23 protein-coding genes are annotated in these 26635 nt (G+C 71.4%); 15 read left to right on the top strand and 8 right to left on the bottom strand.

Features of this window, described 5'->3' with window-relative positions; translation table 11 throughout:
* Positions 1–34 precede the first annotated feature (34 nt).
* A complete protein-coding gene (locus tag ACPA54_RS18590) occupies positions 35–229 on the top strand; it encodes a hypothetical protein (protein ID WP_423531152.1) in 195 nt (64 codons plus the stop codon).
* The gene (locus ACPA54_RS18585; protein WP_423531150.1) at positions 226–996 is read left to right on the top strand and encodes a hypothetical protein; all 771 of its coding nucleotides are present in this window, start codon (positions 226–228) and stop codon (positions 994–996) included. The genes ACPA54_RS18590 and ACPA54_RS18585 overlap by 4 nt, the downstream gene beginning before the upstream one ends.
* 1319 nt (positions 997–2315) lie before the next feature.
* On the opposite strand, the gene ACPA54_RS18580 is transcribed toward ACPA54_RS18585, so the two are convergent.
* On the bottom strand, positions 2316–3095 hold the full coding sequence (locus ACPA54_RS18580; protein WP_423531148.1) for an LPXTG cell wall anchor domain-containing protein: 780 nt from the start codon (positions 3093–3095) through the stop codon (positions 2316–2318).
* Between the two features lie 405 nt (positions 3096–3500).
* Between ACPA54_RS18580 and ACPA54_RS18575 the strand changes: the two genes are divergently transcribed.
* From ACPA54_RS18575 to ACPA54_RS18545, 7 genes are all read left to right on the top strand, one after another.
* On the top strand, positions 3501–4136 hold the full coding sequence (locus tag ACPA54_RS18575) for a TetR/AcrR family transcriptional regulator (protein WP_423531146.1): 636 nt from the start codon (positions 3501–3503) through the stop codon (positions 4134–4136).
* Positions 4137–4599: 463 nt separating this feature from the next.
* Entirely contained in the window at positions 4600–5970 is a 1371-nt protein-coding gene (locus tag ACPA54_RS18570; protein ID WP_423531144.1) for a GH1 family beta-glucosidase, read from the top strand.
* Positions 5967–6851, top strand: a complete 885-nt coding sequence (locus ACPA54_RS18565) for a carbohydrate ABC transporter permease (RefSeq protein ID WP_423531142.1) — start codon at positions 5967–5969, stop codon at positions 6849–6851. Before ACPA54_RS18570 ends, ACPA54_RS18565 begins: the two co-directional genes overlap by 4 nt.
* Positions 6848–7780 carry a carbohydrate ABC transporter permease gene (locus ACPA54_RS18560; protein WP_423531140.1) on the top strand — a complete coding sequence of 311 codons (933 nt, stop codon included), beginning with the start codon at positions 6848–6850 and terminating at the stop codon, positions 7778–7780. The genes ACPA54_RS18565 and ACPA54_RS18560 overlap by 4 nt, the downstream gene beginning before the upstream one ends.
* 90 nt (positions 7781–7870) lie before the next feature.
* Positions 7871–9226 carry an ABC transporter substrate-binding protein gene (locus ACPA54_RS18555; protein WP_423531138.1) on the top strand — a complete coding sequence of 452 codons (1356 nt, stop codon included), beginning with the start codon at positions 7871–7873 and terminating at the stop codon, positions 9224–9226.
* A gap of 62 nt (positions 9227–9288) precedes the next feature.
* On the top strand, positions 9289–10836 hold the full coding sequence (locus tag ACPA54_RS18550; protein WP_423531136.1) for a glycoside hydrolase family 31 protein: 1548 nt from the start codon (positions 9289–9291) through the stop codon (positions 10834–10836).
* Positions 10833–13142 (top strand): GH92 family glycosyl hydrolase, encoded by a 2310-nt coding sequence (locus ACPA54_RS18545; RefSeq protein WP_423531134.1) that lies wholly within the window; start codon positions 10833–10835, stop codon positions 13140–13142. The genes ACPA54_RS18550 and ACPA54_RS18545 overlap by 4 nt, the downstream gene beginning before the upstream one ends.
* A 55-nt stretch (positions 13143–13197) precedes the next feature.
* Here ACPA54_RS18545 and ACPA54_RS18540 read toward each other — a convergent pair whose 3' ends face one another.
* From ACPA54_RS18540 to ACPA54_RS18510, 7 genes are all read right to left on the bottom strand, one after another.
* Positions 13198–13653, bottom strand: a complete 456-nt coding sequence (locus ACPA54_RS18540) for a DUF4440 domain-containing protein (RefSeq protein ID WP_423531132.1) — start codon at positions 13651–13653, stop codon at positions 13198–13200.
* Between the two features lie 44 nt (positions 13654–13697).
* Positions 13698–14891 (bottom strand): amidohydrolase family protein, encoded by a 1194-nt coding sequence (locus tag ACPA54_RS18535; protein ID WP_423531130.1) that lies wholly within the window; start codon positions 14889–14891, stop codon positions 13698–13700.
* On the bottom strand, positions 14888–15862 hold the full coding sequence (locus ACPA54_RS18530) for an oligopeptide/dipeptide ABC transporter ATP-binding protein (RefSeq protein ID WP_423531128.1): 975 nt from the start codon (positions 15860–15862) through the stop codon (positions 14888–14890). Before ACPA54_RS18530 ends, ACPA54_RS18535 begins: the two co-directional genes overlap by 4 nt.
* Positions 15859–16908 (bottom strand): ABC transporter ATP-binding protein, encoded by a 1050-nt coding sequence (locus ACPA54_RS18525; protein ID WP_423531126.1) that lies wholly within the window; start codon positions 16906–16908, stop codon positions 15859–15861. Before ACPA54_RS18525 ends, ACPA54_RS18530 begins: the two co-directional genes overlap by 4 nt.
* On the bottom strand, positions 16905–17858 hold the full coding sequence (locus ACPA54_RS18520) for an ABC transporter permease (protein WP_423531124.1): 954 nt from the start codon (positions 17856–17858) through the stop codon (positions 16905–16907). Before ACPA54_RS18520 ends, ACPA54_RS18525 begins: the two co-directional genes overlap by 4 nt.
* Positions 17855–18850 (bottom strand): ABC transporter permease, encoded by a 996-nt coding sequence (locus tag ACPA54_RS18515; protein WP_423531122.1) that lies wholly within the window; start codon positions 18848–18850, stop codon positions 17855–17857. Before ACPA54_RS18515 ends, ACPA54_RS18520 begins: the two co-directional genes overlap by 4 nt.
* 83 nt (positions 18851–18933) lie before the next feature.
* On the bottom strand, positions 18934–20565 hold the full coding sequence (locus tag ACPA54_RS18510) for an ABC transporter substrate-binding protein (protein ID WP_423531120.1): 1632 nt from the start codon (positions 20563–20565) through the stop codon (positions 18934–18936).
* A gap of 451 nt (positions 20566–21016) precedes the next feature.
* On the opposite strand from ACPA54_RS18510, the gene ACPA54_RS18505 reads away from it, so the two are divergent.
* The 6 genes from ACPA54_RS18505 (at position 21017) to ACPA54_RS18480 (ending at position 26568) form a co-directional block, all read left to right on the top strand.
* Complete coding sequence (locus ACPA54_RS18505) at positions 21017–21553, top strand: helix-turn-helix domain-containing protein (RefSeq protein WP_423531118.1); 537 nt, start codon at positions 21017–21019, stop codon at positions 21551–21553.
* A gap of 55 nt (positions 21554–21608) precedes the next feature.
* A complete protein-coding gene (locus ACPA54_RS18500; RefSeq protein ID WP_423531116.1) occupies positions 21609–22529 on the top strand; it encodes a dihydrodipicolinate synthase family protein in 921 nt (306 codons plus the stop codon).
* Positions 22529–23707, top strand: a complete 1179-nt coding sequence (locus ACPA54_RS18495) for an NAD(P)/FAD-dependent oxidoreductase (protein ID WP_423531114.1) — start codon at positions 22529–22531, stop codon at positions 23705–23707. The genes ACPA54_RS18500 and ACPA54_RS18495 overlap by 1 nt, the downstream gene beginning before the upstream one ends.
* A 34-nt stretch (positions 23708–23741) precedes the next feature.
* On the top strand, positions 23742–24029 hold the full coding sequence (locus tag ACPA54_RS18490; protein ID WP_423531112.1) for a (2Fe-2S)-binding protein: 288 nt from the start codon (positions 23742–23744) through the stop codon (positions 24027–24029).
* Positions 24026–25519 carry an FAD/NAD(P)-dependent oxidoreductase gene (locus ACPA54_RS18485; protein WP_423531110.1) on the top strand — a complete coding sequence of 498 codons (1494 nt, stop codon included), beginning with the start codon at positions 24026–24028 and terminating at the stop codon, positions 25517–25519. The genes ACPA54_RS18490 and ACPA54_RS18485 overlap by 4 nt, the downstream gene beginning before the upstream one ends.
* A gap of 215 nt (positions 25520–25734) precedes the next feature.
* Entirely contained in the window at positions 25735–26568 is an 834-nt protein-coding gene (locus ACPA54_RS18480; protein ID WP_423531108.1) for a hypothetical protein, read from the top strand.
* Positions 26569–26635 lie beyond the last annotated feature (67 nt).

The following is a 26635-nucleotide window of genomic DNA, read 5'->3' as shown; positions in this document are numbered from 1 at the left end:
GACGATCCCCACGCACCTCCGAAAGGGGCCTCTCATGGCATACGAAGTCACCGTCATCGCCCAGGACGGCTCCCCCGTCCCGCCGACGCGGATCCCGGCCGCCCAAGTCCCGGCTGCCCTCGCCCGAGCCGCGGCGAACGGCACGACGCTCCGGATCCGCCCGATCGCCCGCACCGCCGCGATCGAGGACGACCAGGACGACCGCATCGTGCAGGGACAGCCGTCATGACCGACAAGCCCGCCAAGACCAACACCGGAACCGCAGCCGAAGCCGAGGCCGAGGCCAGGGCGGTGACGGAGGCCGACGCCGGGCTGAAGACCGGGGCGGAGGGGGAGGCGCTGGCGGTGACCGCGATCAGGACGGTGGCAGTGGCCGTGACCGGGGTAGTGACGGAGGCCGGGGCCATGGCCGGGGCCCAGGCGGCAGCGGCAGCGGCAGCGGCAGCGGCAGCGGCAGACGCTGAAGTGGAGGCGGAGGCTGCTGCACCGGCAGCCCCGACCAGCGCGGAAGCGGCGGCTTTGATGGGGCTGGTGGCGGAGGTGCCGGCCATGACTGAGCCCCAGGCTGCGGCCGAGGCGGAGGCCACAGCGGAGGCTGCGGCTGCGGCCCGGACAGCAGCCGAGGCTGCGACCGGGGCGGAGACAGCGGCCGAGGCGGAAATGGCGGCCGTGGCTGAAGCCAAGGCAGAGACAGAGGCACAGGCGGAGGCCAGGGCAGGGGCAGTGGCGGAACCCGGGACCGAGGCGGAGGCCATAACCAAGGCGGAAGCGGCGGCGATGGCTGATGCTGCAGCCTCACCGAAGGCGGAAGCCGCAACCGGCACCCCACGCCAACAGCCCACTCTCACCCCGCCTCCCCCGCCCCGCCGCGGGGAATCCCAGCGCGACATCGAACGCGGCATCATCCGCTGGATGTTCGTGTTCTTCTTCGCCACTCACCTGATCGGCGGCGGCATCTGGCTGGCCATCTACCTGAGCGGCCACGGCGGCGGCTGATCGCAGGCTCGCAGCACCGGTCGTTGCGTTCGTGCCGCGCCAGTCGGCGAATCAGCCGCGGGGCGGCGAGACCGTGTCCGCGAGCGTGTGTCGCGGCTCCCAACCCGTCCCTCGGCGGCGGCCGGACAACAGGCGAACATCGCAGCGGTTCGGGGACAGCGGGGGACGCACCCGCACACCGCCGAGGCGGTCCGGCGCAACCGCGCCATCGCCACCGTCGCGCCAAGTCCGGTCAGCGTCGCGGCAGATGCATGCACCGGCACGTGCCTTGGCCGGTCGTCGGCCGACCGAAGGGCCGGTGACACACGCCGACAACGGCGGCGTCGCCACGTTCGGCTTCTTCGTCGCCGGTCGAGGGCTTCGGCGGGGAGCGGACCGGGGGCACTATCTCCGGGCCGTGCGTGAGTGGGTGCGGCGAGGCCTTTGCCGTTCGGATGGGGCGGCGCCAGAGCGGGCGGTTCGCTGGGCCGTGGCTGCCGGCTTCGCGCTGTCGCGGTTGCGGCTGCGTGGGGGTGCGGCGAGGCCCTTGCCGTTCGAGTGAGGCAGCGCCGGCGTGGGCGGTTCGCTGGGGCGTCGCTGCCGGCTTCGCGCCGTCGCGGCTGCGGCTGCGTGGGGGTGCGGCGAGGCCCTTGCCGTTCGGGTGAGGCAGCGCCAGAGCGGGCGGCTCGCTGGGACGTCGCTGCCGGCTTCGCGCCGTCGCGGCTGCGGCTGCGTGGGGGTGCGGCCTGTGGCTTCCGGCGGAGTTCTTGACGTCCGGTTTGGGGACGCGGGGCGCTGCTGTCACGGGGGGCTCTGGCGTCGGCAGGCTTCCGGATGCTGCCGGGTAACCCCCGTGACCGGGGCCGACGGTGGTCGGCTTGCGGGTCATGTCGAGTCGTGTCGGGCCGCGTTGGGCCAGGCCGGACGGCTGGGGTCGGAATGCGGCCGGTGGTTTCCGGCCGTGACTGGGGCCGACGTGACCGGTTTGCGGGTCAGGTCGGGTCGGGTCCCAATCGCGTCGGGTTGGTGGCGGGTGCCGGTGTCGGGCTGGTGGCTTTCGGGCCGGCCAGGGGAGTCGGGCGGGGGGGTTGCGCGGGCCCGCCCGCCGCAACACGCGCAAAGGGCCCGGCCCCCGGAGGACCCACGCCCCCAGGTATCGCGCCCCACCCGGTGACCGCCCCGACCGGCCCTCACCCACCCCCACACGCACAAAGGGTCCGGCTCCCCCCGGAGCCGGACCCTTCCGGATCACGCCGTTGCCGTATTCCCCGGCAGGTCCGACGGCTTCAGTGCCGTCGTCGGCGGACCCGTGTGCTGCTCAACCATCGGCAATGCCGCGGTCAGGACGCCGCGTTGCCACCGGCCGCGCGGCGGCGGATGTAGTAGCCGCCCGCCACCATCGCGGCGCTGACCGCGAGGATGCCGCCGACGGCGATGCCGCCGGTCTGGGCGAGCGAGCCGCCGCCACCGCCGGAGCTGCCGCCGGTCGACGCGGACGGGCTGCTGGTCGGGGAGACCGTCGCCGACTCGGAGGCCGACGGGGTGCCGCTCGGGGTCTCACCGGGCGGCGGGGTCTTCGTGCCGCCGGTCGCCGGCGGGGTCGTCGGCGGCTTGGTGGTGGCCGGCGGCGCCGTGGTCGGCGGCTGGGTGGTCGGCGGCTGGGTGGTCGGCGGCTGCGTCGTCGGGGGCTTCTCCGACGCGGGGCAGGTGTGGGACAGGTTGAACCACTCCACGCCGCCACCGACGACCTCGGCGGACGCGGCGACGAGCGTCGCACCCGGCGCCGAGGCGACGTAAGCGTGCTTGTTGGTCGGCGGGCCGAAGCTGGTCACGACGACCTGGCCACCCGACTGGAACGTGACCGTGAGCTTGACGAAGTCGGTCGAGTTGCCGGTCAGCACGAAGTGCCAGCCGTCCTGCGACGCGGGGATGCTGCCGCACTTCGCCTCGTGGCTGGTGAAGCCCGTGGCGGTGATCGGAAGGTCCTTGGCCTGGTGCAGCGGCACGGTGTAAGTGGACGTGGCAGACGCGGGCGACAGCCCCGCGGACACCGCCAGCACGGGGGCGGCGAGTACAGCGCCCCAACGGGCTATGGAACGCGACGACATGGAGTTGGGCACCTCGGCGATGGTCGATGTGGGTGCGCTACGGGACGGTTTTCGGCCGGCGGCGTGCGGACGCAAGCAGCCGCGACGGCGGGCGAACCGGGGCTCCGTGGACGGGGAGCGCATGCCCCTAAATGGGGCAGCCAAGGCTCCCGCTCGGCAAAAGCGCACGTCAAGATCGAATTCTCGGGAAGGTCCGAACTGATCGCATTTGCAAGCAAAGAGCCGCGTAACGATTCGCACCAACCGCACATGCTTACCGACCGGAAACCGCCCGGTAAGCGGCAACGAAGCGCCGGCGAACGGCCAGAAACGTTCCGGCACAGCCCTCGCCCCACCCCCGCCGCGCTTCCGAGCCTCGACGGCCCGCGCACAACCGACCTGCTACGGTCGCCCTCGACCGACGACCCGGGAGCCGTGGTGAACGAAGCAGCGCAGCCGAGGTTGCGGCGTCAGCCGCAGCAGGCGCGCAGCCGCGCCCGGGTCGAGGCGGTGCTGGCCGCCGCGGACCGGATCCTCGCGCGGGACGGCTTCGAGGCGCTGACGATGCGGCGGATCGCCGAGGAGGCGGCCGTCCCGGTCGGCAGTATCTACCAGTTCTACCCGGACAAGGGCGCCGTCGTGGACGCGCTCGGGCAGCAGTACCTCGCGAACTTCAAGGCCGCCATCGACGACCTGGTCGCCCGCGCCACCGCCGGGGATCTCCGCGATCCCGTCGACACCATCGTGGACGTGTACGCCGACCTGTTCCGCCGCCAGCCCGGCGGCGTCGCCCTGTGGTCCGGCCGCCGCCTCAGCCCCGAACTCGCGCGCGCCGACGACGCCACGAACGCGGTCGTCGCCGACGGTGTGCGCCGCATCGTCGAGCACCTGACCGGCACCGCGGACGACGAACGCGCGGCCCGGGCCTCCCGCATGGTCGTCTGGGTCGCCGACGCGGTCCTCCACCAGGTCTCCCGGCCGGACAGCCCGGCAAGCCCGGACACCCTCGACGAGCTGAAGCGCATGCTGCGCCTCTACTGGGCCGACTTGAGCACCGAACTGACGGGCGCGTAAAGCCCCGCAGAGCTCAGAAAATCCCCGTAGGGCTCGGCAAAGCCCGGAATAGCCCGGCAAAGCTCCGCGGCGCCGTCGGCAACTCCCCTACCCGACAGAGCCCGTTCAACCGCGCCCGCGCGCCATGCGCCCGCCCGCAAACGATCCGGCCTGATCCGTCGAGCAGTTCATCATCGTGTGACCCACATCACATGGTAAACCCCCCGCTGCGCCCTGTAGACAATACGCGAACACAGGTTCATGTTTTGCGGTCCGCGTCCCGCCCGGCGCCCTCGACCGCGAACCGGAACCACCGCGTCACCGCGCGCCCGAAGACCCAGCGCACGATGACCCCACTGCACGAAGACCCGAGCGCACAAAGACCCAGTGCACAAAGTCCCGCGCCCACGAAGACCCCGCCCACGATGATCCCGTCCACGAACACCCCCGCCCCCAAGCCCAATCCCCCAAGAAAGTGGTGCGCATGTCGGCCCCCTCGCCCCGCCCGGCCACACCGCCCCGGCTCCCTGCTTCCTTCGTCTGGGGCGCCTCCACCGCGGCCTACCAGATCGAGGGTGCGGCCGACGCGGACGGCAAGGGCCCGTCGATCTGGGACACCTTCGTCCGCCGCCCCGGCGCCGTTCGCGACGGCCACACCGGCGACGTCGCCTGCGACCACTACCACCGGCTCGACGAAGACGTCGACCTCATGCGGCAACTCGGCCTCGACGCCTACCGGTTCTCGATCTCCTGGGCGCGCGTCCTCCCCGAAGGCACCGGCCGCGTCGAGCCGCGCGGCCTCGACTTCTACGACCGCCTCGTCGACCGTCTCCTCGCCGCCGGCATCACCCCCACCCCCACGCTCTTCCACTGGGACCTCCCCCAGGTCCTGGAGGACGAAGGCGGCTGGCTCAACCGCGACACCGCCTACCACTTCGCCGAGTTCGCGCACGTCACCGCCGAGCGCCTGGGCGACCGCGTGCAGAGCTGGATCACCCTCAACGAGCCCTTCGTGCACATGGTCTTCGGCTACGGCTTCGGGTCGCACGCCCCCGGCCGCACGCTCATGCTCGACGCCCTGCCGGTCGGCCACCACCAGCTCCTCGGCCACGGCCTCGCGACCCCCGCGCTGCGCGCCGCCGTTCCGCAGGCCGAGATCCTGGTCGCCAACAACTGCTCCCCCGTGCGCCTGCGCCCCGACGCCCGCTCCGAAGCCGACGCGGCCGCCGCCGACGCCTACGACGCCCTGCACAATCGGCTGTTCAACGACCCGCTGCTGCTCGGCACGTACCCCGACCTGTCGGCGTTCGGCCTCGCCGATCCGTCCTGGGGCGGGCTCGTCCACGACGGCGATCTCAAGGCCATCTCGGCTCCCCTCGACGGCCTCGGCATCAACTACTACAACCCGACGTGGCTCACCGCCCCCGCGGAGACCACCGGGCTCCCCTTCGACGCGGTCGAACCCGACGAGCCGTACCGCCGCACGGCGTTCGACTGGCCGGTCGTCCCGGACGGCCTCACCCAGCTCCTCACGGATCTCAAGGCCCGCTACGGGGCCGCGCTCCCGCCGATCTGGATCACCGAGAACGGCTGCTCCGAACCCGCCGGGCTGCAGGACGACGCCCGCATCGACTTCCTCGCCGGGCACATCGGCGCCATCGCCGACGCCGTCGACCAAGGCGTCGACGTCCGCGGCTACTTCACCTGGTCGCTGATGGACAACTTCGAGTGGGCCGAGGGATTCCACCAGCGCTTCGGCCTCGTCGAGGTCGACTTCGACACCCAGGCCCGCACGCCCCGCGCCAGCTTCGCGTGGTACCGCGACCTGATCGCCGCCCACCGGGGCGGGCGATGAGACGCGCCGCCCTCCGGCGCAACCTCACCGCACACGCGTTCTTCCTGCCGTTCCTCGTCGTCTTCGCCCTCGCCGTCATCGCGCCGCTGGCCTACGCGATCAATCTGAGCCTGTACCAGGACAAGATGATCGGCGGCACCACCTTCACCGGCTTCGACAACTACACGAAGGCGTTCAAGGACGACCTGTTCCACGTCGGCCTCGGCCGGGTGGCGCTGTTCTTCGTCGTCCAGGTCCCGCTGATGCTGCTGCTCGCGCTCGCCGCCGCCTTGGCGATCGACAGCGGACGGCTGCGGGCGCCGGGGCTGTTCCGGGTCGGCCTGTTCATCCCGTACGCGGTGCCCGGCGTCGTCGCCGCCCTCATGTGGGGCTACCTGTACGGCGACCGGTTCGGCCTGGTCGGCGAGATCGAGGACCTGCTGCACGTCGACCTGCCGGACTTCCTGTCCCAAGGCTGGATGCTCGCCTCGATCGGCAACATCGTCACCTGGTCGTACGTCGGCTACAACATGCTGATCCTCTACGCCGCTCTGCGGGCCATCCCCGACGAGCTGTACGAGGCCGCGGAGATGGACGGCGCCGGCCACATCCGGCAGGCCTGGAGCATCAAACTCCCCGCACTGCGCCCGGCGTTGCTGTTGACCACGATCTTCTCGGTGATCGGCACGTTCCAGCTGTTCAACGAGCCGAGCGTGCTCCAAGCGCTGTCGCCCGCCGTCATCACCACGAACTACACGCCCAACATGTACGCGTTCAGCCTCGCCTTCGACGGCCGCCAGTTCAACTACTCCGCGGCGATCGCCGTGGTGCTGGGGCTGGTGACGGTCCTCGTCGCCTACGCCGTCCAGCTCGTGACGGCCCGAAGGGAGCGGATGCTGTGAGCGTCGACGCGAGCACCCGCATACCGGAAGCACGCAGCCGTCCCCGCAAGGCGATTCGCCCGCTCAGCCGCCGGCCCCGGCGGCGCGCCAAGAGCACCGCGCTGACCGTGGCCATGGGCCTGATGCTGGTCTACACGCTGATCCCCCTGGTCTGGCTGTTCATCAGCGCCACCAAGTCCAACCGCACCCTGTTCGACTCCCCCGGCCTGTGGTTCGGCGACGGGTTCCACCTGTTCACGAACATCCACGACGTGCTGACCTACGACGACGGCATCTACCTGCGCTGGTTCGGCAACACGCTGCTCTACTCCGTGGTCGGAGCGGGCGGCGCGGCACTGATCGCCACCATGGGCGGCTACGCCCTCGCCAAATTCGACTTCGTCGGCCGTCGCTTCCTGTCCGCACTCGTCCTCGGCGCAATCTCCATCCCCGCCACGGCGATTGCCGTGCCGACCTTCCTGCTGTTCACCGACATGGGCATCGTCAACACCCCGTGGGCCGTGCTCCTGCCCAGCCTGGCCAGCCCGTTCGGCCTGTACCTCATGCAGGTCTACGCACGCGACGCCGTCCCCGACGCCATGCTCGAAGCCGCCCGCATCGACGGCGCCGGAGAACTGCGGATCTTCTTCACCATCGCGCTGCGCCCGCTCGTCCCCGGCTTCGTCACCGTGCTGCTGTTCACGCTCGTGGCGACCTGGAACAACTACTTCCTGCCGCTCATCGTGCTCAACGACCCCGACCTGTTCCCCCTGACGGTCGGCCTGCACCAGTGGAACACCATGGCGCAGGGCGGCGGCGGAGCGGGCACGCCCACGCTGCCGCTCGTCCTGACCGGCAGCCTGCTGGCGATCCTGCCGCTGATCGCCGCGTTCCTCTTCCTCCAGCGGTTCTGGCAGTCGGGCCTGACCGCGGGCGGCGTCAAGCAGTAGCCGCGCACTTCCGACCACCGCCGCACCCCGGGCCACCCCCACCCGTCGTCCCGCCCCTTGTCCGATCCGCCTGCGCCAGGAGCCGTCGAAATGCGTACTTCACCCCTGAATATCCGCTCGATCGGCCGCGGCTCGACCGCGGTCACCGCCGCCGCCCTGGCACTCGCGCTCACCGCGTGCGGCGGGGGTTCCGGGGGCGGCAACGCGTCGTCCGGCAGCAAGGTCGACCCGTCGGCCGTGAAGGCCGCATTGGACCAGCCGGCCGAGATCACGTTCTGGACCTGGGTACCGAACATCGGGAAGACCGTCGACCTGTTCGAGAAGAAGTACCCGAACATCAAGGTCAACGTGGTCAACGTCGGCGAGTCGAAGGACCAGTACACCAAGCTCACCGGCGCGCTGAAGGCCGGCAAGGGCGCCCCGGACGTCGCGCAGATCGAGTACTCCGCGCTGCCGCAGTTCGCGCTCACCAAGTCGCTGATCAACCTGGCCGACTACGGCGCCGCCGGGCTGAAGGACGCGTTCGCACCGTCCGCGTGGTCGCAGGTCAACGTGGCCGGGGGCATCTACGGCGTGCCGCAGGACACCGGGCCGATGGCGATGTTCTACCGGAAGGACATCTTCCAGAGGCTCGGCGCGGCGCCGCCCAGGACCTGGGAGGAGTTCACCGCGATCGCCAAGCGGATCCACGACGCCGACCCGTCGGTGTTCATGACCTTCGCGGACCCGTCCGACTCCGGCTCGGCGAGCAGCATGATCGCGGATCTCGGCGGCAAGCCGTTCGCCGTCGACGGCACCGACGTCAAGGTGGACCTCAAGGGCGATGCGGGCACCAAGGCGTACGCGGACCTCTTCGGTCAGCTGATCAAGGACAAGCTCGTCGACGGCAACGCGAGCTTCACCAACGACTGGTTCCAGTCGATCACCGCCGGCAAGTACGCGGTGTGGATGACCGGCGCCTGGGCCCCGGCCGTGCTCGACAAGTACCTCCCCGGAGGCAAGGGCCAGTGGGGCGTCGCACCGATGCCCGGCGGCGTCAGCGCGGAGAACGGCGGCTCGGCGGTCGCGGTCACCACGCAGGCCAAGAACAAGGAAGCCTCGGTCGCCTTCAGCGAGTGGCTCAACTCCGACCCGGAGGCCGTCAAGTCGCTGAACGCCGAGGTCGGGCTGTTCCCCGCCACCAAGGCCATCCTCGACGACCCGGCGTTCCGCTCGGCCGAACTGCCGTACTTCCCGGGCGAGAAGCCCAACGAGGTCTTCGCCGACATGTCGAGGGCGGTGCGCCCCGGCTTCCAGTACCTGCCGTACCAGGTGTACGCCGACAGCATCTTCAAGGACACGGTCGGCCAGTCCCTGCAGCACGGCGGCGACCTGAACGCCGCGCTGGCGGCGTGGCAGGACCGGCTCAAGACGTACGGCAAGGAACAGGGCTTCACCGTCAAATAGGTCGTCCGGTCAGCAAGCGCCCTACCGGTCGTCCCCGCCCGCGCAGAACAGGAACGCCAACCGTGAACCCTGTCGTGGCCGCCCCCGGCGCCGTCCTCCGCCTGCCGCTCCTCCCCGGCGAACGCTGGTGGGGAGGAGCGGCGGCGGAAGGCCGGAGCATGCCGTACACCGCCGACTACTCCTTCGACCTGCGCGATTTGCGGGGCAATCAGGGCATGCCGCTGCTGCTGTCGAACCGCGGACGCTGGGTGCACAGCACCGGCACGTTCACTTTCGAGGTCGGCGCGGACGCCCTGACCGTCACCCCGCACGCCGCCGCATCGGTCGTCGAACACGCCCACGGCTTCGACGGCTTGCGCGGCGCCTACCGCGACGTCATGTCCCGCTACTACCCCGCCGCCGGCGCGCTGCCCGATCCGCTGCTGTTCACCGCGCCGCAGTACAACCTGTGGATCGAGACGGTCTTCGAGCCCACCCAGCAGAAGGTCCTGGACTACGCCGAACGCCTGCTCGCCGAGGGCTTCCCGCCCGGCGTGCTGATGATCGACGACCAGTGGAGCGCGAGCTACGGCGACTGGACGTTCCACCGCGGCCGGTTCCCCGACCCGGCCGCGATGGTGGCCCGGCTCCACGACCTGGGCTTCAAGGTCATGCTGTGGCTGGTGCCGTACGTGACGCCCGACTCCCCCACGGCACGCACCCTCTTCGAGGCCGGCTACCTGCTGCCCGATCCGGCCGAGCGCTATCCCGCGGCGGTCGGGCTGTGGTGGAACGGCCTCAGCGCCTCACTCGACCTCGGCAACGCGGATGCGGTGACGTGGTTCCAGGAGACGCTGCGGCGCCTGCACACCGACGTCGGTATCGACGGCTTCAAGTTCGACGGCGGCGACGCGGAATGGTGGCGGCAGTTGGGGGTGGCCGATCCGGAGGCGTACACGCACACCTGGAACCGGCTCGGGCTCGCGTGGCCGCTCAACGAGTACCGGGACGCGTGGCGCACGGCGGGCCTGCCGCTCGCCCAACGCCAGCAGGACAAGTACCACCAGTGGGACGGGCGGTTCGGCGTCGAGAGCCTGATCCCGAACGCGCTCGCGCAGGCCGTCACCGGGCACGCGTTCACCTGCCCGGACATGATCGGCGGCGGCGAGTTCCGCTTCGTCCCGGCCGAGGACGGCTACGACCAGGAACTCTTCGTCCGCTACGCGCAGATCGCCGCGCTGTTCCCGATGATGCAGTTCTCCGCCGCCCCGTGGCGTGTCCTGGACGCGGAGCACCTTGCCATCGTCCGCGAAGCCGCGCTGCTGCACGCCGAGTTCGGTGCCGAGATCCTTGCGGTCGCGCAGGCGTCGGCGAAGACCGGCGACCCCGTGCAGCGGCCGCTGGCGTGGGCGTACCCGGACGGCGGCTACGAGGAGGTCACCGACCAATTCCTCATCGGCGACACGCTGATGGTCGCTCCGGTGACGACCCCCGGTGTCTCCGTGCGCGAAGTCCGGATCCCGCCCGGGCGCTGGCGGGCCGACGACGGGACGGTCTACGAAGGGCCCGACACGGTGACGGTGGCGGCGCCGCTTGCCCGGCTCCCCTATTTCCGGGCGGTGACCACGTGACGCGCAGACCGGCGATCTTCACGTCGCCGCGGAAGTGGCGCGGCTGGATGCTCGTGTGGCCGGCCGTGGTGGTCGTGCTGGCGCTGCTGGCCATCCTCCTGCCGCTGATCGGCAGCGGCTCCGACGGCACAGGCGACTCGGGTGACACCCGCGCGCTCGGCTCCAACGTCGACAAGGTCGACCCCTTCATCGGCACCGCCGGCGCCGACCCCACCGAGTACGGCGGCATGATCCCCAGCGCCGCGCCGCCGTTCGCGATGACCCGCTGGTCGCCGATGACGCACGCCAACGCGGTGGCGAAGCTGCCCTACCGCTCCGGCGACACGACGATGACCGGCTTCATCGGCACCCACCAGCCCGCGATCTGGATGGGCGACTCCGGCTACGTGGCCGGCATGCCGGGCGTCGGCGACGTCAAGACCGCGGAGGCCGACCGCGGGATGCCGTTCACCCGCGCGGACGAGACCGCGTCGCCGGACAAGTACACGGTGAACCTGCACCCGGCGCCCGGGCAGACCCTGCGCACCGAGCTGACCGCGTCGTCCCGGGTGGGCGTGCTGCGCACGACGTATCCGGCCGGGGCGGCGGCGAACTTCGTCGTGCAGGCGACCCGCGCCGGGGTCACCGGCCAGGTGCGGGTCGACCCGGCGCGGCGGGAGATCAGCGGCAGCAACCCCGACCGGCAGGACCGGCTGCTCGGACCGTTCAAGGCCCCCGGCTTCAAGGGCTACTTCGTGGCGCGGTTCGACACCGGCTTCGCCGGCTACGGCACGGCGAACGGCGCGACCCAGTCCGAGGGCCGGGCGGACGGCACCGGGGAGGAGTTGTCGGGCTACGTCCGCTTCCCCGCCGGGACGGTGACCGTCACCGTGCGGATCGCCACGTCGTTCATCTCGGTCGACCAGGCCCGGGCCAACCTGGAGAAGGAAGCCCCCGACGGCACCGGCTTCGACACGGTCGCCGCCACCACCAGGGCGGCCTGGGCGGACAAGCTCGACCGGGTCCGCATCACCGGCGGCACGCCCGACCAGCTGGCGACGTTCTACACGGGCATGTACCACGCGCTGCAGTACCCGTCGGAGATGGCGGAGTATGGCCGGTACTACAGCGCGTACGACGACAAGGTCCACGACGGCGTCAGCTACACCGGGTACTCGCTGTGGGACACCTTCCGCGCGCAGAACGCGTTCCTGATCCTGTTCGCGCCCGAACGCGTGGACGACATGGTCCGCTCGATGCTCCAGGACTACGAGCAAGGCGGCTGGCTGCCGCTGTGGAAGAACCTCACCGAGACCAACATCATGGAGGGCCCCGCACCCGAATCGATCATCGCCGAAGCGGCGGTCAAGGGCTTCCGCGGGTTCGACCTCGACGAGGCCTATCAGGCGGTCCACAAGAACGCGATGACGCCGCCCGACCAGGACACGACGCTGCGGTACGACGACCGGCAGATGGGCACGCCGGTCGAGGCCCGCGCCGGCCTGACCACGTACGAGCAGAACGGCTGGGTCGCCGCCGACCGCACCGCCGAAGCCGGCACCCGGACGCTGGACTTCGCGTACGGCGACTACGCGGCGGCGCAGCTCGCCCGCGTCGCGGGCAGGTCCGACGACGCGGCGGCGTTCCTCAAGCGCAGCGCGAACTACAAGAACGCGTACAACCCGGCGACCGGCTTCATGCAGGCCCGCAACTCGGACGGATCCTGGGCGGCGGGCGGCTGGACCGAGGGTGACCAGTGGGTCTACACGAACGACGTGCTGCACGACGCCCCGGGGCTGATCGCCCTCAAGGGCGGCGACGCGGCGTTCGCGTCCTGGCTCGACGGCTACTTCGCGGGCGGCCACAACAACCACACGAACGAGCCGAGCCACCACGTGCCTTACCTGTACGACTACGCCGGGCAGCCGTGGCGCACCCAGGAACTCGTCCGCCAGACCGCCGCGGCCAATTACCGGCATGCCCCCGACGGCCTGTCCGGCAACGACGACTGCGGCCAGATGTCGGCGTGGTACCTGTTCTCCGCCCTCGGCTTCTACCCGGTCAACCCGGCGTCGGGCGAATACGCCGTCGGCAGCCCCTTCTTCGACAAGGTGACGCTCGACCTGCCCGGCGCCCGACGCCCGCTGGTCATCTCGGCCGGCCAAGCGGAGTCGAGCCCGTACGTGCAGGCGCTGTCCTTGGACGGCACGAACATCACGAAGCCGTTCCTGAGCCACGAAGCGCTGCTGCGCGGCGGGGACTTGGACTTCACGATGAACGCGCAGCCGCAGGCGTGGGGGGCGTCGACGACACCGCCGCGGCGGTGAGGCCCGCCGGTGGCGGCGCGGACGAGGTGACCGGAGGCGTGGCGGCGGCCCGCGATCAGGCCAGGACGTCCTCGTGGTTGTGGACGACAAGCCACTCGGAGCCGAACCGGCGGGCCACCGCGGTATTGCGGATGCGTTCGGGGGCGGCCACGGTGCCGTCCGCCGCGGGGGCGAACTCGACGCGCAGCTCGTAGCGCGCCAAGGCGACGTCGCCCCAGACGTCGATCACCTCGTCGAACGCGTGGATGGCGACCACCTTCGGGGCATCCGGGCCGGTGGGCCGGTCGGCGCGGATCCGGTCGAGGTCGGCGCGTCCGAACAGCAGCTCCGGCACGGCCGAGTCCCAGACGGTCGCCTCGGGGTGGATGCGTGCGTCGATCCGCTCCCGGTCGGACGCGGTGAACCCCGCGTAGATGTCCAGCAGCGCGGACCACACGGCCGCGCGGTCGGCGGCGTCGCCGGAAGGCCGGTATGCGGCACGCGAGTCGGACCGGTCGGGCACGGAGTTCATGGAGCGGGCACCTTTCCTGGCGTACAAGGAGATCGGGCGGTGGTTCAGGCGGCGAGGTCGTCGCGGACGACGACGCCCGACTGCATGACGAACGACAGACGGGACATGGCCGAGATGTCGCGCAGCGGGTCGCCGTCGACCGCGATCAGGTCGGCGGTGAAGCCGGGGGCGATCTGACCGAGGCGGTCCTCGGCCTGCACGAGGCGGGCCGCGGTGGTGGAGACGGACTGGAGGACCCGCAGGTTGTCGAGGCCGCCCTCCGCCATCAGCAGCATCTCGTACACCGCGGCGGGCACCCCCTCGACCAGGTCGGCGGGCGGGATGTCGGTGCCGTTGACCAGCTGCACGCCGGCCTCGACGGCGCGCCGGAACGAGGCCTTGTGCGGCTCGATCGCGTTCTGCGCGTTGGCCATCGACGCCTCGTCGAACCGGTTCTCCTTCATCCAGCTCAGCGAGTTGGTGACGCACAACGTGGGCGTGACGAACGCGTTGCGCTCGGCCAGCAGGCGAGCGGTGTCGGCGTCCAGCGCGTAGGCGTGCTCGAAGGACCGGACACCCTGGTACAGGGCCTCGCGGATGGCGGCCGACTCGCCCGAGTGGGCGACGACGTACGAGTCGTGCTCGTGCGCGGCCTTGACTGTCGCGGCGATTTCCTCCGGGGTCATCTCGGCATGCTCGAAGTCCTCGCCTTCGCGGGCCAGGCCGGAGTTGATGAAGATCTTCAGATGGTCGGCACCCGCGGCGAGTTCGCCGAGCGCCGCACGGTAGAAGGCGTCCGGCCCGCTCGCGTAGGAGCAGTCCGCACCCGCGCCGTGGCCTTGCGGAGTCGACAGCGCCCGGCCCGCTCCGAAGATGCGCGGCGCGTCGATCCAGCCGCGGCGGTGCGCGTCGCGGAGCACCAGGTCGATCTGGTTCTGCTCGTGCACGCAGCGCAGCGTCGTGATGCCGGCCCGCAGCGCGTCGCCGGCGCGTTGCGCGGCCCGGAACGCGGTGAGCGCGGGCGACTCGTCCTCGCTGGTTTCGGAGAACGGGAACACCACGGACAGGTGGGAGTGGCACGAGATGATGCCGGGCAGCAGGTACCTGCCGCCGAGATCGTGCGCGTCCGCGCCCGGCGGGAGCGCCCCGCGGACCTCCGCGATGGAGCCGCCCTCGATGCGCACGCTGCGGTCGCGCAGCAGCTCTCCGGTCAGCACGTCGACGACATGGCAGTTGGTCAGCCACATGGCAGGGATCACCCGATCTTGAGGAGAGCCGGTGCGAGCACGGAGCACGCCGCGCGTCGGCCGGGCAGGAATTCGGTCGGCTCGGGTTCGATGTCCGCGCAGGCGTCCACGGCTATGGGGCAACGCGGGTGGAACCGGCAGCCGCTCGGCGGGAACGCCGGGTCGGGCACGTCGCCGGGCAGGTCCTGGGGCAGTTCGCCGTTGCCGTCGGCCCGGGGCACGGCGGAGATGAGTGCCCGGCTGTAGGGGTGCCGCGGATCGTCCCACACCTGGTCGGTCGGGCCGCTCTCGACGACGGTCCCCAGGTACATCACGGCGACGGTGTCGGCGATCTGCCGGACGATCGACAGGTCGTGCGAGATGAACAGCAGGCCTACGCCGCGCTCGCGTGCCAGGTCCAGCAGCAGGTTCGCGATGGAGGCCTGCGCGGACGCGTCGAGCGCGGCGATCGGCTCGTCCGCGACGATGCAGCTGGGGTCGGCGGCGAGGACCCGGGCGATGGCGATGCGCTGGCGCTGGCCGCCGGAGAACTCGTGCGGGAACCGCTCGGCGAACTCCGCGGACAGGCCGACGCGGTCGAGCAGTTCGCGGGCCAGTGCGCGTCCGTCGGCGCGGGTGCCGCCGGACAGGACCACGGCGTCGGAGATCTGTTCGCCGACCTTGCGCCGTGGATTCAGCGACGCGTACGGGTCCTGGAACACCATCTGGAGGCCCCGTTGCGCGGGCGGCCGGGGCTTCAGCCCCAGCGGGGTGACCGGCGCGCCGGCGAACTCCACGCTCCCGGAGGCGGGCTTCAGCAGTCCCACGGCGGCCTTGCCGAGGGTCGACTTGCCGCATCCGGACTCGCCCACCAGCCCGACCACCTGGCCCGGCTCGACCCGCAGGTCGACACCGGCGACGGCGCGCACCGCGGGGCGCCCGGGCGAGTGGTAGGACACCGTCAGGTCGCGCAGCACCAGGCTGGCGTCCGGGGTCGCGTTCATCGGGCACCCGCTTCCGTGGTCTCGGTTTCCGGGGAGGTGCGGTCGGCGAGCGGGTCGACCGGGCAGGCGGTGGCGTGCAGTTCGGTCAGCGGCAGCAGTTCCGGGCGGTCGCCCGCGCAGGCGTCGACGGCGAACGGGCAGCGCGGGTGGAACGCGCACCCGCTCGGCGCGAGGCCCAGCTTGGGAGGCGAGCCGGGGATCGGCAGCAGTGCGGTGGTGCCCGCGCCCGGATGCGGGAGAGCGTCCAGCAATCCGCGGGTGTAGGGGTGGCGCGGGGTGCGCAGCACCTCGGCGCGGGGCCCGGTCTCCGCGATCCGGCCCGCGTACATGACGGAGACCCGGTCGGCGAGCGCCGACATCACGCCGAGGTCGTGGGTGATGATCAGCACGGACAGGCCGTTCTCCCGGCGCAGCCGGTCGAGCAGCCGCAGGATGCCGGCCTGCACGGTCACGTCGAGAGCGGTCGTCGGTTCGTCGGCGAGCAGCAGGTCCGGGTCGCAGGCCAACGCGACGGCGATGGCGATGCGCTGGCGCATACCGCCGGAGAACTGGTGGGGGTAGCGCTTCAGGGCCTGTTCCGGGTCCGGGATGCGGACCGTGGCCAGCAGCTCGGCGGCACGTGCGTTCGCGGCCTTCTTGCCGAGCTTCTTGTGGTGGCGCAGGTGTTCCGTGAGCTGCTTGCCGACGGAGAGCATCGGGTGCAGGGACGTCATCGGGTCCTGGAAGACCATGGCGACCTTGTTGCCGCGCAGGTCGCGGACCTGGCGCGGGGTCATGGACAGGACGTCCCGGCCCTCGACGCGCATCTCGCCGCGGGCGGTGCCGCCCTGGGGAAGCAGGCCGAGCAGGGCCAGCGCGGTCATCGTCTTGCCGGATCCGGACTCGCCGGCCAGGCCGACGATCTCGCCGCGTTCGACGGTCAGGTTCACGCCGTCCAAGGCGCGCAGGGGCGTGCCGTCCGGGCCGGGAAGTTCCACCACGAGGTCGCGGATGTCCAGGAGCGGGCCGCCGGCCCGTGCGGAGATCGTGTCGTTCATCGTCGTCACCCTCGGATGGCCCGTGCGGTACGGGGGTCGAGCGCGTCCCGCAGGGTGTCGCCCAGGAAGTTGAAGGCGAGCACGGAGAGCAGGATGGCCGCGCCGGGGAACACGGCGACCCACCACGCGTCGAAGTTGGCGGACCCGGCGTTGACCATCGCGCCCCATTCGGCCGCGGGGGGTTGTGCGCCGAGCCCCAGGAAGGAGAGACCGGACAGCAGCAGTACGGCGTTGCCCAGGTCGAGCGCGGCGAGCACCGCCACCGGACCGGCGAGGTTCGGCCGCAGGTCCACGGCCAGCACCCGCCATCCGGACGCGCCGAGGAGCCGGTCGGCCTGCACGAAGTCGGACTGCCGCAGGCTCAGCACGAGTCCGCGGACCACGCGTGCGTATGTCGGCCAGCTGACCACCACGACCGCGAGCACCGCGTTGGTCAGGTTGGGTCCGAGCGCCGCGACGACGGCCATCGCCAGGATGATCGCGGGGAAGGCCAGCACCAGGTCGGCGCAGCGCATCACGACCATGTCGATCCAGCCGCCGAAGTAGCCGGCGACGGCGCCGAGCACCGTGCCGATCACCATCGCCAGCACGACGAGCAGCAGGGCGAGCGGCAGGGAGACCCGGGTGCCGTGGATGACCCGGGACAGGATGTCCCGGCCGAGTTGGTCGGTCCCGAACCAGTGCTCGGCGGAAGGAGCCTGGTACTTGGGCCACTTCTGGGCGAGCGGGTCTTCCGGCGAGATCACCGAGGCGAAGACCGCGGCCACCAGGAACACGCCGATGATGACGAGGCCGGTGACCGCGAGGGGGCTGCGCCACGGGGACTTGTTCGCCCGGCGGCGCCGGCGCCGCGCGGCGCGCTCGTCGGCCGCGTCCGGGGTGCCGGGGCGGCCGGGGTCGCTGCGGTTGCCGCGGCCGGCGCCGAGCCGGTCGCCGAGGAATATGCGCGTGGCGTTCACGAGAGGCGGATCCTCGGGTCGATGACCCCGTAGAGCAGGTCCACGAGGAGGTTGATGACGACGTACACGACCGCGACGAACAGGCAGACGCCCATGATGGACGGCAGGTCGAGGTTGAGCGCGCTCTTGTACGCGTACTGGCCCAGCCCCGGCCAGGACAGCACGTTCTCCACCAGCACGGTGCCGGCGAGCATGCCGCCGAACGTGAGGCCGGCGACGGTCAGGATCGACGTCAGTGCCGGACGCAGCGCGTGCCGCCGGATCACGGTGGACTCGGGGAGCCCCTTGGCGCGGGCGGCGCGCACGTAGTCGTTGCCCAGCGCCTCGAGGACGGCGGCCCGGGTGAACCTGGTGAGCACGCCGATGTTGAACGCGGCCAGCACGCACGCGGGCAGGACCATCCGGGAGAACGCCTCGCCGAACGTGCCCCACTCGCCGGTCAGCAGCGAGTCGACGGTGTACAGCCCGGTGATGTCGTCCGGCGGAATCGCCCCGGGGGAGAGCCGCCCGCCGGCCTGGATCCAGCCGAGCTTGAACGAGAAGACGTAGAACGCCACCTGGGCCAGCCAGAACACCGGGACGGACACGCCGGCGAGCGAGACGACGCGGATGATCCGGTCCGGCCAGCGGCCGCGGGTCACCGCCGCGACGATGCCCAGGCCCACCCCGATCACCAGGGCGAGCACGATGGCGGCCAGCGCGAGTTCGAGGCTGGCCGGGATCTTGTCCGCGAGGTCGTCCCAGACGGGGCGGTGGGTCTGCTGCGAGGTGCCCATGTCGCCGTGCAGCAGGTTGGTCAGGTAGGTCCAGTACTGCGACGGCAGCGAGTCGTCGAGCCCGTTCTTCGCCTTGAACGCGGCCACCGCGGCCGGGTCGTTCAGCGCCCGCTGGCCGAGGTTCGCGGCGACCGGGTCGCCCGGGACGGCGTGGGTGAGCCCGAAGGCCAGGATCGTGATGCCGAGGCAGAGGAGCACGCCCACGCCGAGCCGCACGAGGACGAACCGGGCGAACGGGTGGGAGCGCCGTTTGGCCGACGCGGTTCCCCGGCCGGGAGGTGTCCCGGTCGACCCCGGTGTCAGCCGAGCTTGTCGACATCGACGTACCAGATGGGGTTGTAGTACACGTTCTTCACCGAGTTGTTCGCGGCGATGACCTGGGCGGTCTGGAGCAGCGGGACGAACGGGCTCGTCTGCTGCATGGCTTCCTGGAGCTTGCGGAAGGCGTCGACGCGCGCGGCCTCGTCGGTCGCCGTGCGGGCCTGCTCGGCGAGCGCGGTCACCGCCGGGTTGGCGCCCTCGTTCCAGCCGGCGCGCTTCCCGACCAGCTCGCCGGGGGCGAAGGCCAGGTAGTCCGACGCGTCCGGGTAGTCCGCCTGCCACCACCACAGGCCGAGTGCCTCGGTGCCGTTGCGGTACGAGTCCAGGGCGGTCTGGGTCGGCGCGGGCTTGAGCGCGACGGTGATGCCGACGTCCTTGAGGTTCGCCTGGATGCGGGCGGCGAGGTCACCGAAGTTGATGCCGTTGATGGTGACGTCGGACGCGTAGTACAGGTCCACGGTCGGGTTGTTCAGTCCGGCGCGGGCCAGGGCCGCCTTGGCGCGGGGGATGTCGCGCTTGATCGCCGCGGACGGGTCGAGCGCGCCGGTGAAGAAGCCCGGCACGATGCCGGCCGCCTGGGCCGAGCCCTCGCCGGCGACGTCGAGGAGGGACGGGTAGTCGACGCCGTAGCGCACGGCTTCCTGGAAGTCCTTGTTCGAGGTGATCTTCGAGACCGCCGGGTTGTCGTTGCTGAACAGGAAGGCGGTGGTCGGGGTGGGCTTCTGGAGGACCTGGGCCTGGCCCTTCACCTTGGCCGCCTGGTCCGCCGACATGTCCAGGGACAGCCGGCTTTCGCCGGACAGGATGTTCAGCTGCTGCGTGCTCGCCGGCACGTTGCGGATCACGACCTTGCCGTACTTGGGCTTGGCGCCCCAGTAGTTGTCGTTGCGGGTGAGCACCACCTCGGTGGACACGTCGTACTTGGTGATCTTGTACGGGCCGGAGCCTTGCGAGTCCGTGTTGAGGTACTGCTCCGCCTTGTCGCTCTGGTCCGCGCCGGCCGCGTCGGAGCCGCCGTGGGCGGTGACCGCCGTCGAGTTGACGATGCCGAGCGCCGGGGTGGGGATGCGGAACGGCAGCGAGGCGTCGGGCTTCTCGGTGGTGAGGACCACCGTGTGCTCGTCCTTCGCGGACACGGTCACGCCGTCGAGGAGGAACGACGGGTTGCCCTTGAGGTTCTTGACCCGGTTGAAGGAGAACACCACGTCCTTGGCGGTGACCGGGGTGCCGTCGTTGAACTTGGCCTCCGGACGCAGCGGGAACGTGAACGTCTTGCCGTCCGGCGACACCTCGTATGACGCGGCGAGCTGCGGCACCGGCTTGGTGACGTCGCCGTTCGCGAAGGTGAGCAGCGTGTCGTAGGCGGCCCGCGTGACGAAGATGCCGGTGGGCTCGAACGTCCGGCTCGGGTCGGCGGTCTTGAGGCTGAACGACGTGTCGACGACCAGGGTGTCGTTGCCGCCGCCGCTGCCGCCCGCGCCGTCGGAGGACTTCTTCGCGCCGCCGCAGGCGGACAGTGTCACAGCGGCGACCACGGTCACCGCGAGCGGAGCGAGGGCCCGGCGGCCGATCCCGCCGCGACTGGCCCCGTTGGGGTGATTGGCCTGCATGGCGCACCTTCCTCGGGCGCCCGGTCACAGAGCGGACGAGACCGGGTGTTTGATGTGACTGAACAGTGGCCCTGAAGGTAGGCGGCGACAGACCCGGCGGTCAATGGTCATTTTTTCGGTCTCGTGATGTGGGATCGGATGTCCGGAATCCGTGATCACCAGCCCACGAAGAGCGATGATTCTTCGCATTCGTAACGGTTGGATCACCGGATAGAGCAGCGGTTCTCGACATACCGGGCGGACGGCGCGGAGCATTTCGGCCATCCGGGGAACCGACCAGCGGATGCGGGAATCAGGTCAGCGAACAGCCGAGCCGGCAGCGGCCTTGACGAAAGGCGCCGGGCGTGCTTATGTTCGGCGCCAGACGTTCAATCCCACTGAACACACCATCACGCACAAGCTAGGATCCGCGCGTCGGGGTGGCGGACAGCGGAACGAACGGGGAACGACCATGTTGGGCGACCGACTGCGCGAGCTGCGTCAGGCACACGATCTGAGCCTTCGTCAGTTGGCGGCGGAGGCAGGCATTTCCGCCGGGATGCTGAGTCAGTTGGAGAACGGCAGCACCGAACCGAGCCTGTCCACGCTCCGGAAACTCGCCCGTGTTTTCGACACCTCGATCGCCACGCTGTTCGACGACCCCGACGTACCACGCGTCGCGGTGACCACCCGCGAGAACCGCATGCGGCTCGGTGCCGCCCGCCAGCACATCACCTACTCCAGGCTCACCCCCGGAACAGGCGATCTCGAAGTGCTGGAGGCGGACATCGAACCCGGCCAGGCGTCCTCCGACGAGCCCTACAGTCATCCGTCCACGGAATGCGCGACGGTGCTCGCCGGGTGTCTCGACGTCGAAGTGGACGGGCGGGTCTACCGGCTGGGCGAGGGCGACGCGATCACCTTCGACTCCCGCTTGCCGCACCGCTTCGTCAACAGCTCCGACGAGCCGGCCCGGCTGCTGGTCGCGGTCACCCCGCCGATGCCCTGACCGGCGCGGCGGGCGGCCCGGATCCCCGCGCTTGTGCCTCGAAAGGACCGAGGGCATGGACCGCCACACCGTCGACTGGCACGGCTACATCCCGGCCGTCACGACACCCTTCACCGCCGACGGCGACCTCGACCTGGCCGCCTGGGACGCGCAGCTGGAGTGGTTCGCCGCCGAGGGCCTGGACGGCGTCGTCATCGCCGGAACCACGGGCGAGTGGTACACCCTCTCCGCCGCCGAGCGCGCCACGCTCTTCGCCCGCGCGGCACGGCAGGTCCGCGGCCGGTACACCCTCATCGGCGGCTGCAACGCCTACACCGCGGCCGAGGCCGTCGGCCACGCGCGCGCCGCCCGGGAGGCGGGACTCGACGGAATCCTGCTCACGCCTCCCCCGTACGTGGTGCCCAACCCGCGCGAGACCGTCGAGTACTACCGCGAGGTCGGCGCCGCGGTGGACATCCCGACGTGCGTCTACAACTGGCCCCGCGGCTGCGGGATCGACTTGGACACCGAAACCCTCGGCCTCCTCGCCGACCTCCCCAACGTGGTCGCGGTCAAGAACTCCACCGGCGATTTCGGCGGCTTCGTGCGCGGCCTGGTCGCCCTCCACGACCGCGTCCGCTACTTCGGGATCACCACCGACGCGGTCGGAGCCGCGCTGATGCGCGGCATCGGCGGCGACGGACTGATGGGCGCGGGCGCCGTCCTCGGGAACGACCACCCCGCGTTCTTCCGGCACCTGGCAGCCGGCGACGAGGCCGCCGCGCTCGCCGTCGGAGCCCGCGACCGGGTGCTCATGTCCGCCTGGTTCACCAAGGACTACGGCCCGCGCTTCGGCAGCGCTCCCGCCATCCTCAAGCACGCCCTCGGCCTGCGCGGCGTCCCCGCGGGGCACCCGCGCCGCCCTCTTCTCCCGCTCACCGGCGCCGAACGCGACCTCGTCCACCACACGATGGCCGAACTCGGACTCGTCTCCTGATGGAGCGCCACGACGTCCTGGTGATCGGCGGGGGACTGCTCGGCTGCGCCCTCGCGCACCATCTCACCCGGGCCGGCGCGACGGTCGCGCTCGTCGAGAAGGACCAGCTCAACCGGCACGCGTCCGGGCAGAACGCGGGCAGCCTGCACTTCCAACTCGAATACCGGATGATCCAGCACGGCCCCGAGGTCGCCGCACGCGCCGCCGAGGCACTGCCGCTGCACCTCGACGCGATGCGGGCGTGGGCCTCCCTGGAGGACGACATCGGCGAGCCGTGCGGCATCCGCCGCCGCGGCGGACTGATGCTCGCCGAAACCCCGGAGCAGCTCGAACTCCTCGCCCAGAAGACCGCATTGGAACGGGCGCACGGACTGGACGTGCGCGTCCTGGAGACCGACGAGACCCACGCGCTCGCGCCCTATCTGTCCGACCACGTCCTCGGCGCGGCCTGGTGCCCCGGCGAGGGCAAAGCCAACCCGCGCCTGGTCACCCACGCGTACGCGCGCGCGGCCGCCCGCAACGGCGCGCACATCGCGGCCGGCACCAGGCTCCGCGCGCTGCGCCACGACGGACGCGAGTGGATCGCCACCGTCACCCAGGACGGACGCGAACGACCGATGCGGGCCCGGGCCGTGGTCATCGCCGCCGGAATCTGGACGGCGCAGGTCGCCGCGATGGCCGACGTGCGGCTCCCGGTGGTCCCGGTCGCCCTGTCCATGACGGTGACCGCGGCGACCGCTCCGCTGGTACCCCACCTCGTCCAGCACGTCGGCCGCAGGCTGTCGCTCAAGCAGACGGAGGAGGGCAACGTCCTGGTCGGCGGCGGGTGGCCCGCCAAGTTCGTGCACCACGGCGGCGACCTCGACCTCGACGAACGCCCCGAACTGCGGCTCGACTCCGTCTTCGGCAGCGCCGACGCCGCCCGGGTGGTGCCCGCGGTGCAGCAGCTCCCGGTGCTGCGCATCTGGTCCGGTGCGACGTCGCTGACCCCCGATCAGCTCCCCCTCCTCGGCGCCGTGCCCCGGCGGCCCGACCTGTATGTGGCCACCGGCGGCTCCGCGTTCACGCTCGGCCCGACCTACAGCAGGCTCCTCGCCCAGCAGGTGCTCACCGGCCGCACCGAACTGCCCATCGGCGACTATTCGCCCGCACGGTTTGGGTTCCTGAACTTTGTCTGAGCATCCGCCCCACGTCCACCACCGTCCGGTCGCGGTGACCGTCGACGGCGAGCGCCGCGACCTCCTCCCCGGCCGGTCGCTCGCCGCCGCGCTGATCGGTGCGGACCTCCCGGTGACCCGGCACGACCGCGCCGGACGGCCGCGCGCACCGTTCTGCGCGATGGGGGTGTGCTTCGAATGCGCGCTGACCGTCGACGGAGTCCCGCTGGTCCGCGCCTGCCATGAACCGGTGCGGGCGGGCATGACCGTGCAGACCGGACGCGGCCCGCACGCCGCGTCGACCGCCGCATCGACCGCCGCCGGCCGTGAGGAGCGGACATGAGCACCCACCGGCCCGCCGACCTCGTCGTGGTCGGCGCGGGCCCCGCCGGGCTCGCCGCCGCCGTCACGGCCGCGCGACACGGCGTCGATGTCGAGATCATCGACGAACAGCCCCGCCCCGGCGGGCAGATCTGGCGGCGACCCGACCCCGCCCTCGGCGCCGCCGACCCCCTCGATGCGCCCGCCTACGCCGCCGGACGCGCGCTGCTCGCCGAGGCCGCGGACACCCCCGGCCTGCGCATCCGCCACGACACGGTCGCCTGGGGCGTGTTCGGCACGCGGACGGAGCCCGACGGGTGGGCCGCACCCGAAGGCACCCCCGTCGAACCGGGCCTGCGCCTCGCCGTGCACGGGCCCCGCGGCGTCGACGTCCTTCGTCCGCGCGCCCTCCTCCTCACGGGCGGCGCCTTCGACCTTCCGGTGCCGATGCCCGGCTGGACCCTCCCGGGCTTCCTCACCGTCGGCGGAATCCAGGCCCTGCTCAAGGGCCAGCAGACGCTCGCCGGCCGACGCATCGTGCTGGCCGGCGCGCATCCGCTCCTGCTCGTCGCCGCCGCACAGCTGCTGCACGCCGGCGCCGACATCGCCGAAGTCGCCTTCGCCCAGGGACTGCCCGGCGTCGGCACCGCCGGTCCGGCCCTGGCCGCGCTGCCGGGCAACCGCGCCAAGATCACCGAGGGGGCAACCGCGCTGCGCACCCTGCGCCGGGCGGGTGTCCCCGTCCGCACGCGCACCCTGCTGGTCCGCGCCGAGGGCGACGACCGGGTCACCGGAGCCGTTCTCAGCAAAGTGGACGACCAGTGGCGGCCGCTGCCCGGCACCGCACGGGTCGTCGACTGCGACACCGTCGGCATCGGGTTCGGGTTCGTCCCCGCCACGGAACTCGCCCGCCAGGCCGGATGCGAGGCGCGATGGGACGACGTGTCGGGCGGCTGGATCCTGGTGCACGACGAGGCCATGCGCACCACCCGTCCGCGGATCTGGGCCGCGGGCGAACTCACCGGCGTCGCGGGCGCCGAACGTGCGGTCGCCGAAGGCCGCCGCGCCGCGCTCGACATATGCCAAGCCCTCGGTGACGTCGACAAGCCGGCCACCGACCACGAACTCAAGCACGTACGGCGCGAATTGGCCGCCACCGGACGCATGGCGGCGCTGCTCGACCGGACGTGCGCGCCGATCCGCGCCGCACTCGGCGCGCTCGCCGACGACGACACCCTGCTCTGCCGCTGCGAAGAGGTCACCGTCGGCGAGGTTCGCGCCACACTCGCCGACAACCCGTCGCTGGCCACGGCCGACGCGGTCAAGCTGATCACGCGCGTCGGCATGGGTCCCTGCCAGGGCAGAATGTGCGGCCCCGCACTCGCCGACCTGCTCCACCGCGAAAAGGCCCTGCCCCACGCCGCCATCGGGCCGTTCACCGCCCGGCCTCCGGTCAAGCCGGTCCCACTGGAGGCACTTGCCGCCGCCCACGATCGGTGCACACATCCGTGAACGCCGGTGCTGTCGTGTACGCGTCGTGACCGCGGAGATGCCGCGAGAGGTCAAGGACGGGTTCCGGTGGGACGAAGCTCTCTCAGCGCCGGCTTCACCTTCCTGTGTTGGGGTTGGCACGCGAAAACCGATGGAGTTCATGGACCCGGCGCGCCACAGTGTCCCGGCGGGACCGACAGCCGGGGCCGCGAGACCGTTCACGGGAGCACCAGGTTTTGACGCAGTCCACGCCCTACGACGCCGAGCGGAGCGCCTTCACGCGAGCGGCGCTGGCACGCCTGGTCCTCAGTCACAGCAGCGTCGGCCTCGCCGACGCGGCGGCGAACCTTGCCATCACCCGGTTCGATGATCAGACGGGCCTGGGTGGACGGGTCAGTGAAGCTGCTGCCGTGTGCGACTTCGCTGACCACCTGCTGACCAACGCGGTGATCTTCGAGCGTGAGCGTGGCAGTTCATGGGAGGACATCGCCCAGTACCTCGACATGGACGCGGCCGACGCACGCGACCGGTTCGCACCTGCCATCAGCCTGTGGGCCCATGCGTTTGAGGAGCCGTATCGCCTTGACGACACGGGCAGCAGGCGTATACCGCAGCTTCCCACCGCGGCGTACGACCCCGAGACCGCTTGCCGCCAGCTCGACTTGTCCGTACGTCTCCGCGCGTTTTTCGATGACAAGCAGCCGGTGAGCGGGGCTCTCCGGCCGAGCCTCCCCGACGGCGGAAGGCCGCCTCTGGGCTACGACCTCGGCAGCCGTATCCCGCTTCGGAACCTCGGGCCGTTCATGCGCCTGCTGGAGCAGTTCACGCACGCCGACGCCGCGCCGACGGACTGGGACGACGTCGCTGCGCAGATACCGAGTACCGACGAGGACGACCTCGATACGTGGCAGACACACTCGGTGGAGGGCATGACCGAGTTGCTCCGCGTTCACGTCGCAAAAGCCACCTGTGAGGGCGACCTCATCGAGGTCGTCGTTGCCGGGGCAACCGACGCCAAGCTGAGGTTGCGCATCGACACGTTGTTCGCAGCGCTGGGGCCTGCCGCATAGTGCCGCGCCAAGTCCCGGGGGCGGCGCTCACTCATCCCGCGGGGTACGCCACGCGAGTTCGACGTTC

The sequence above is a fragment of the Uniformispora flossi genome, from assembly GCF_049534875.1.
GTDB classification, from domain to species: domain Bacteria; phylum Actinomycetota; class Actinomycetes; order Streptomycetales; family Streptomycetaceae; genus Yinghuangia; species Yinghuangia aomiensis.
Note: the sequence above shows the minus strand (reverse complement) of the source record. Positions and strands in the feature narration are given on the sequence as shown.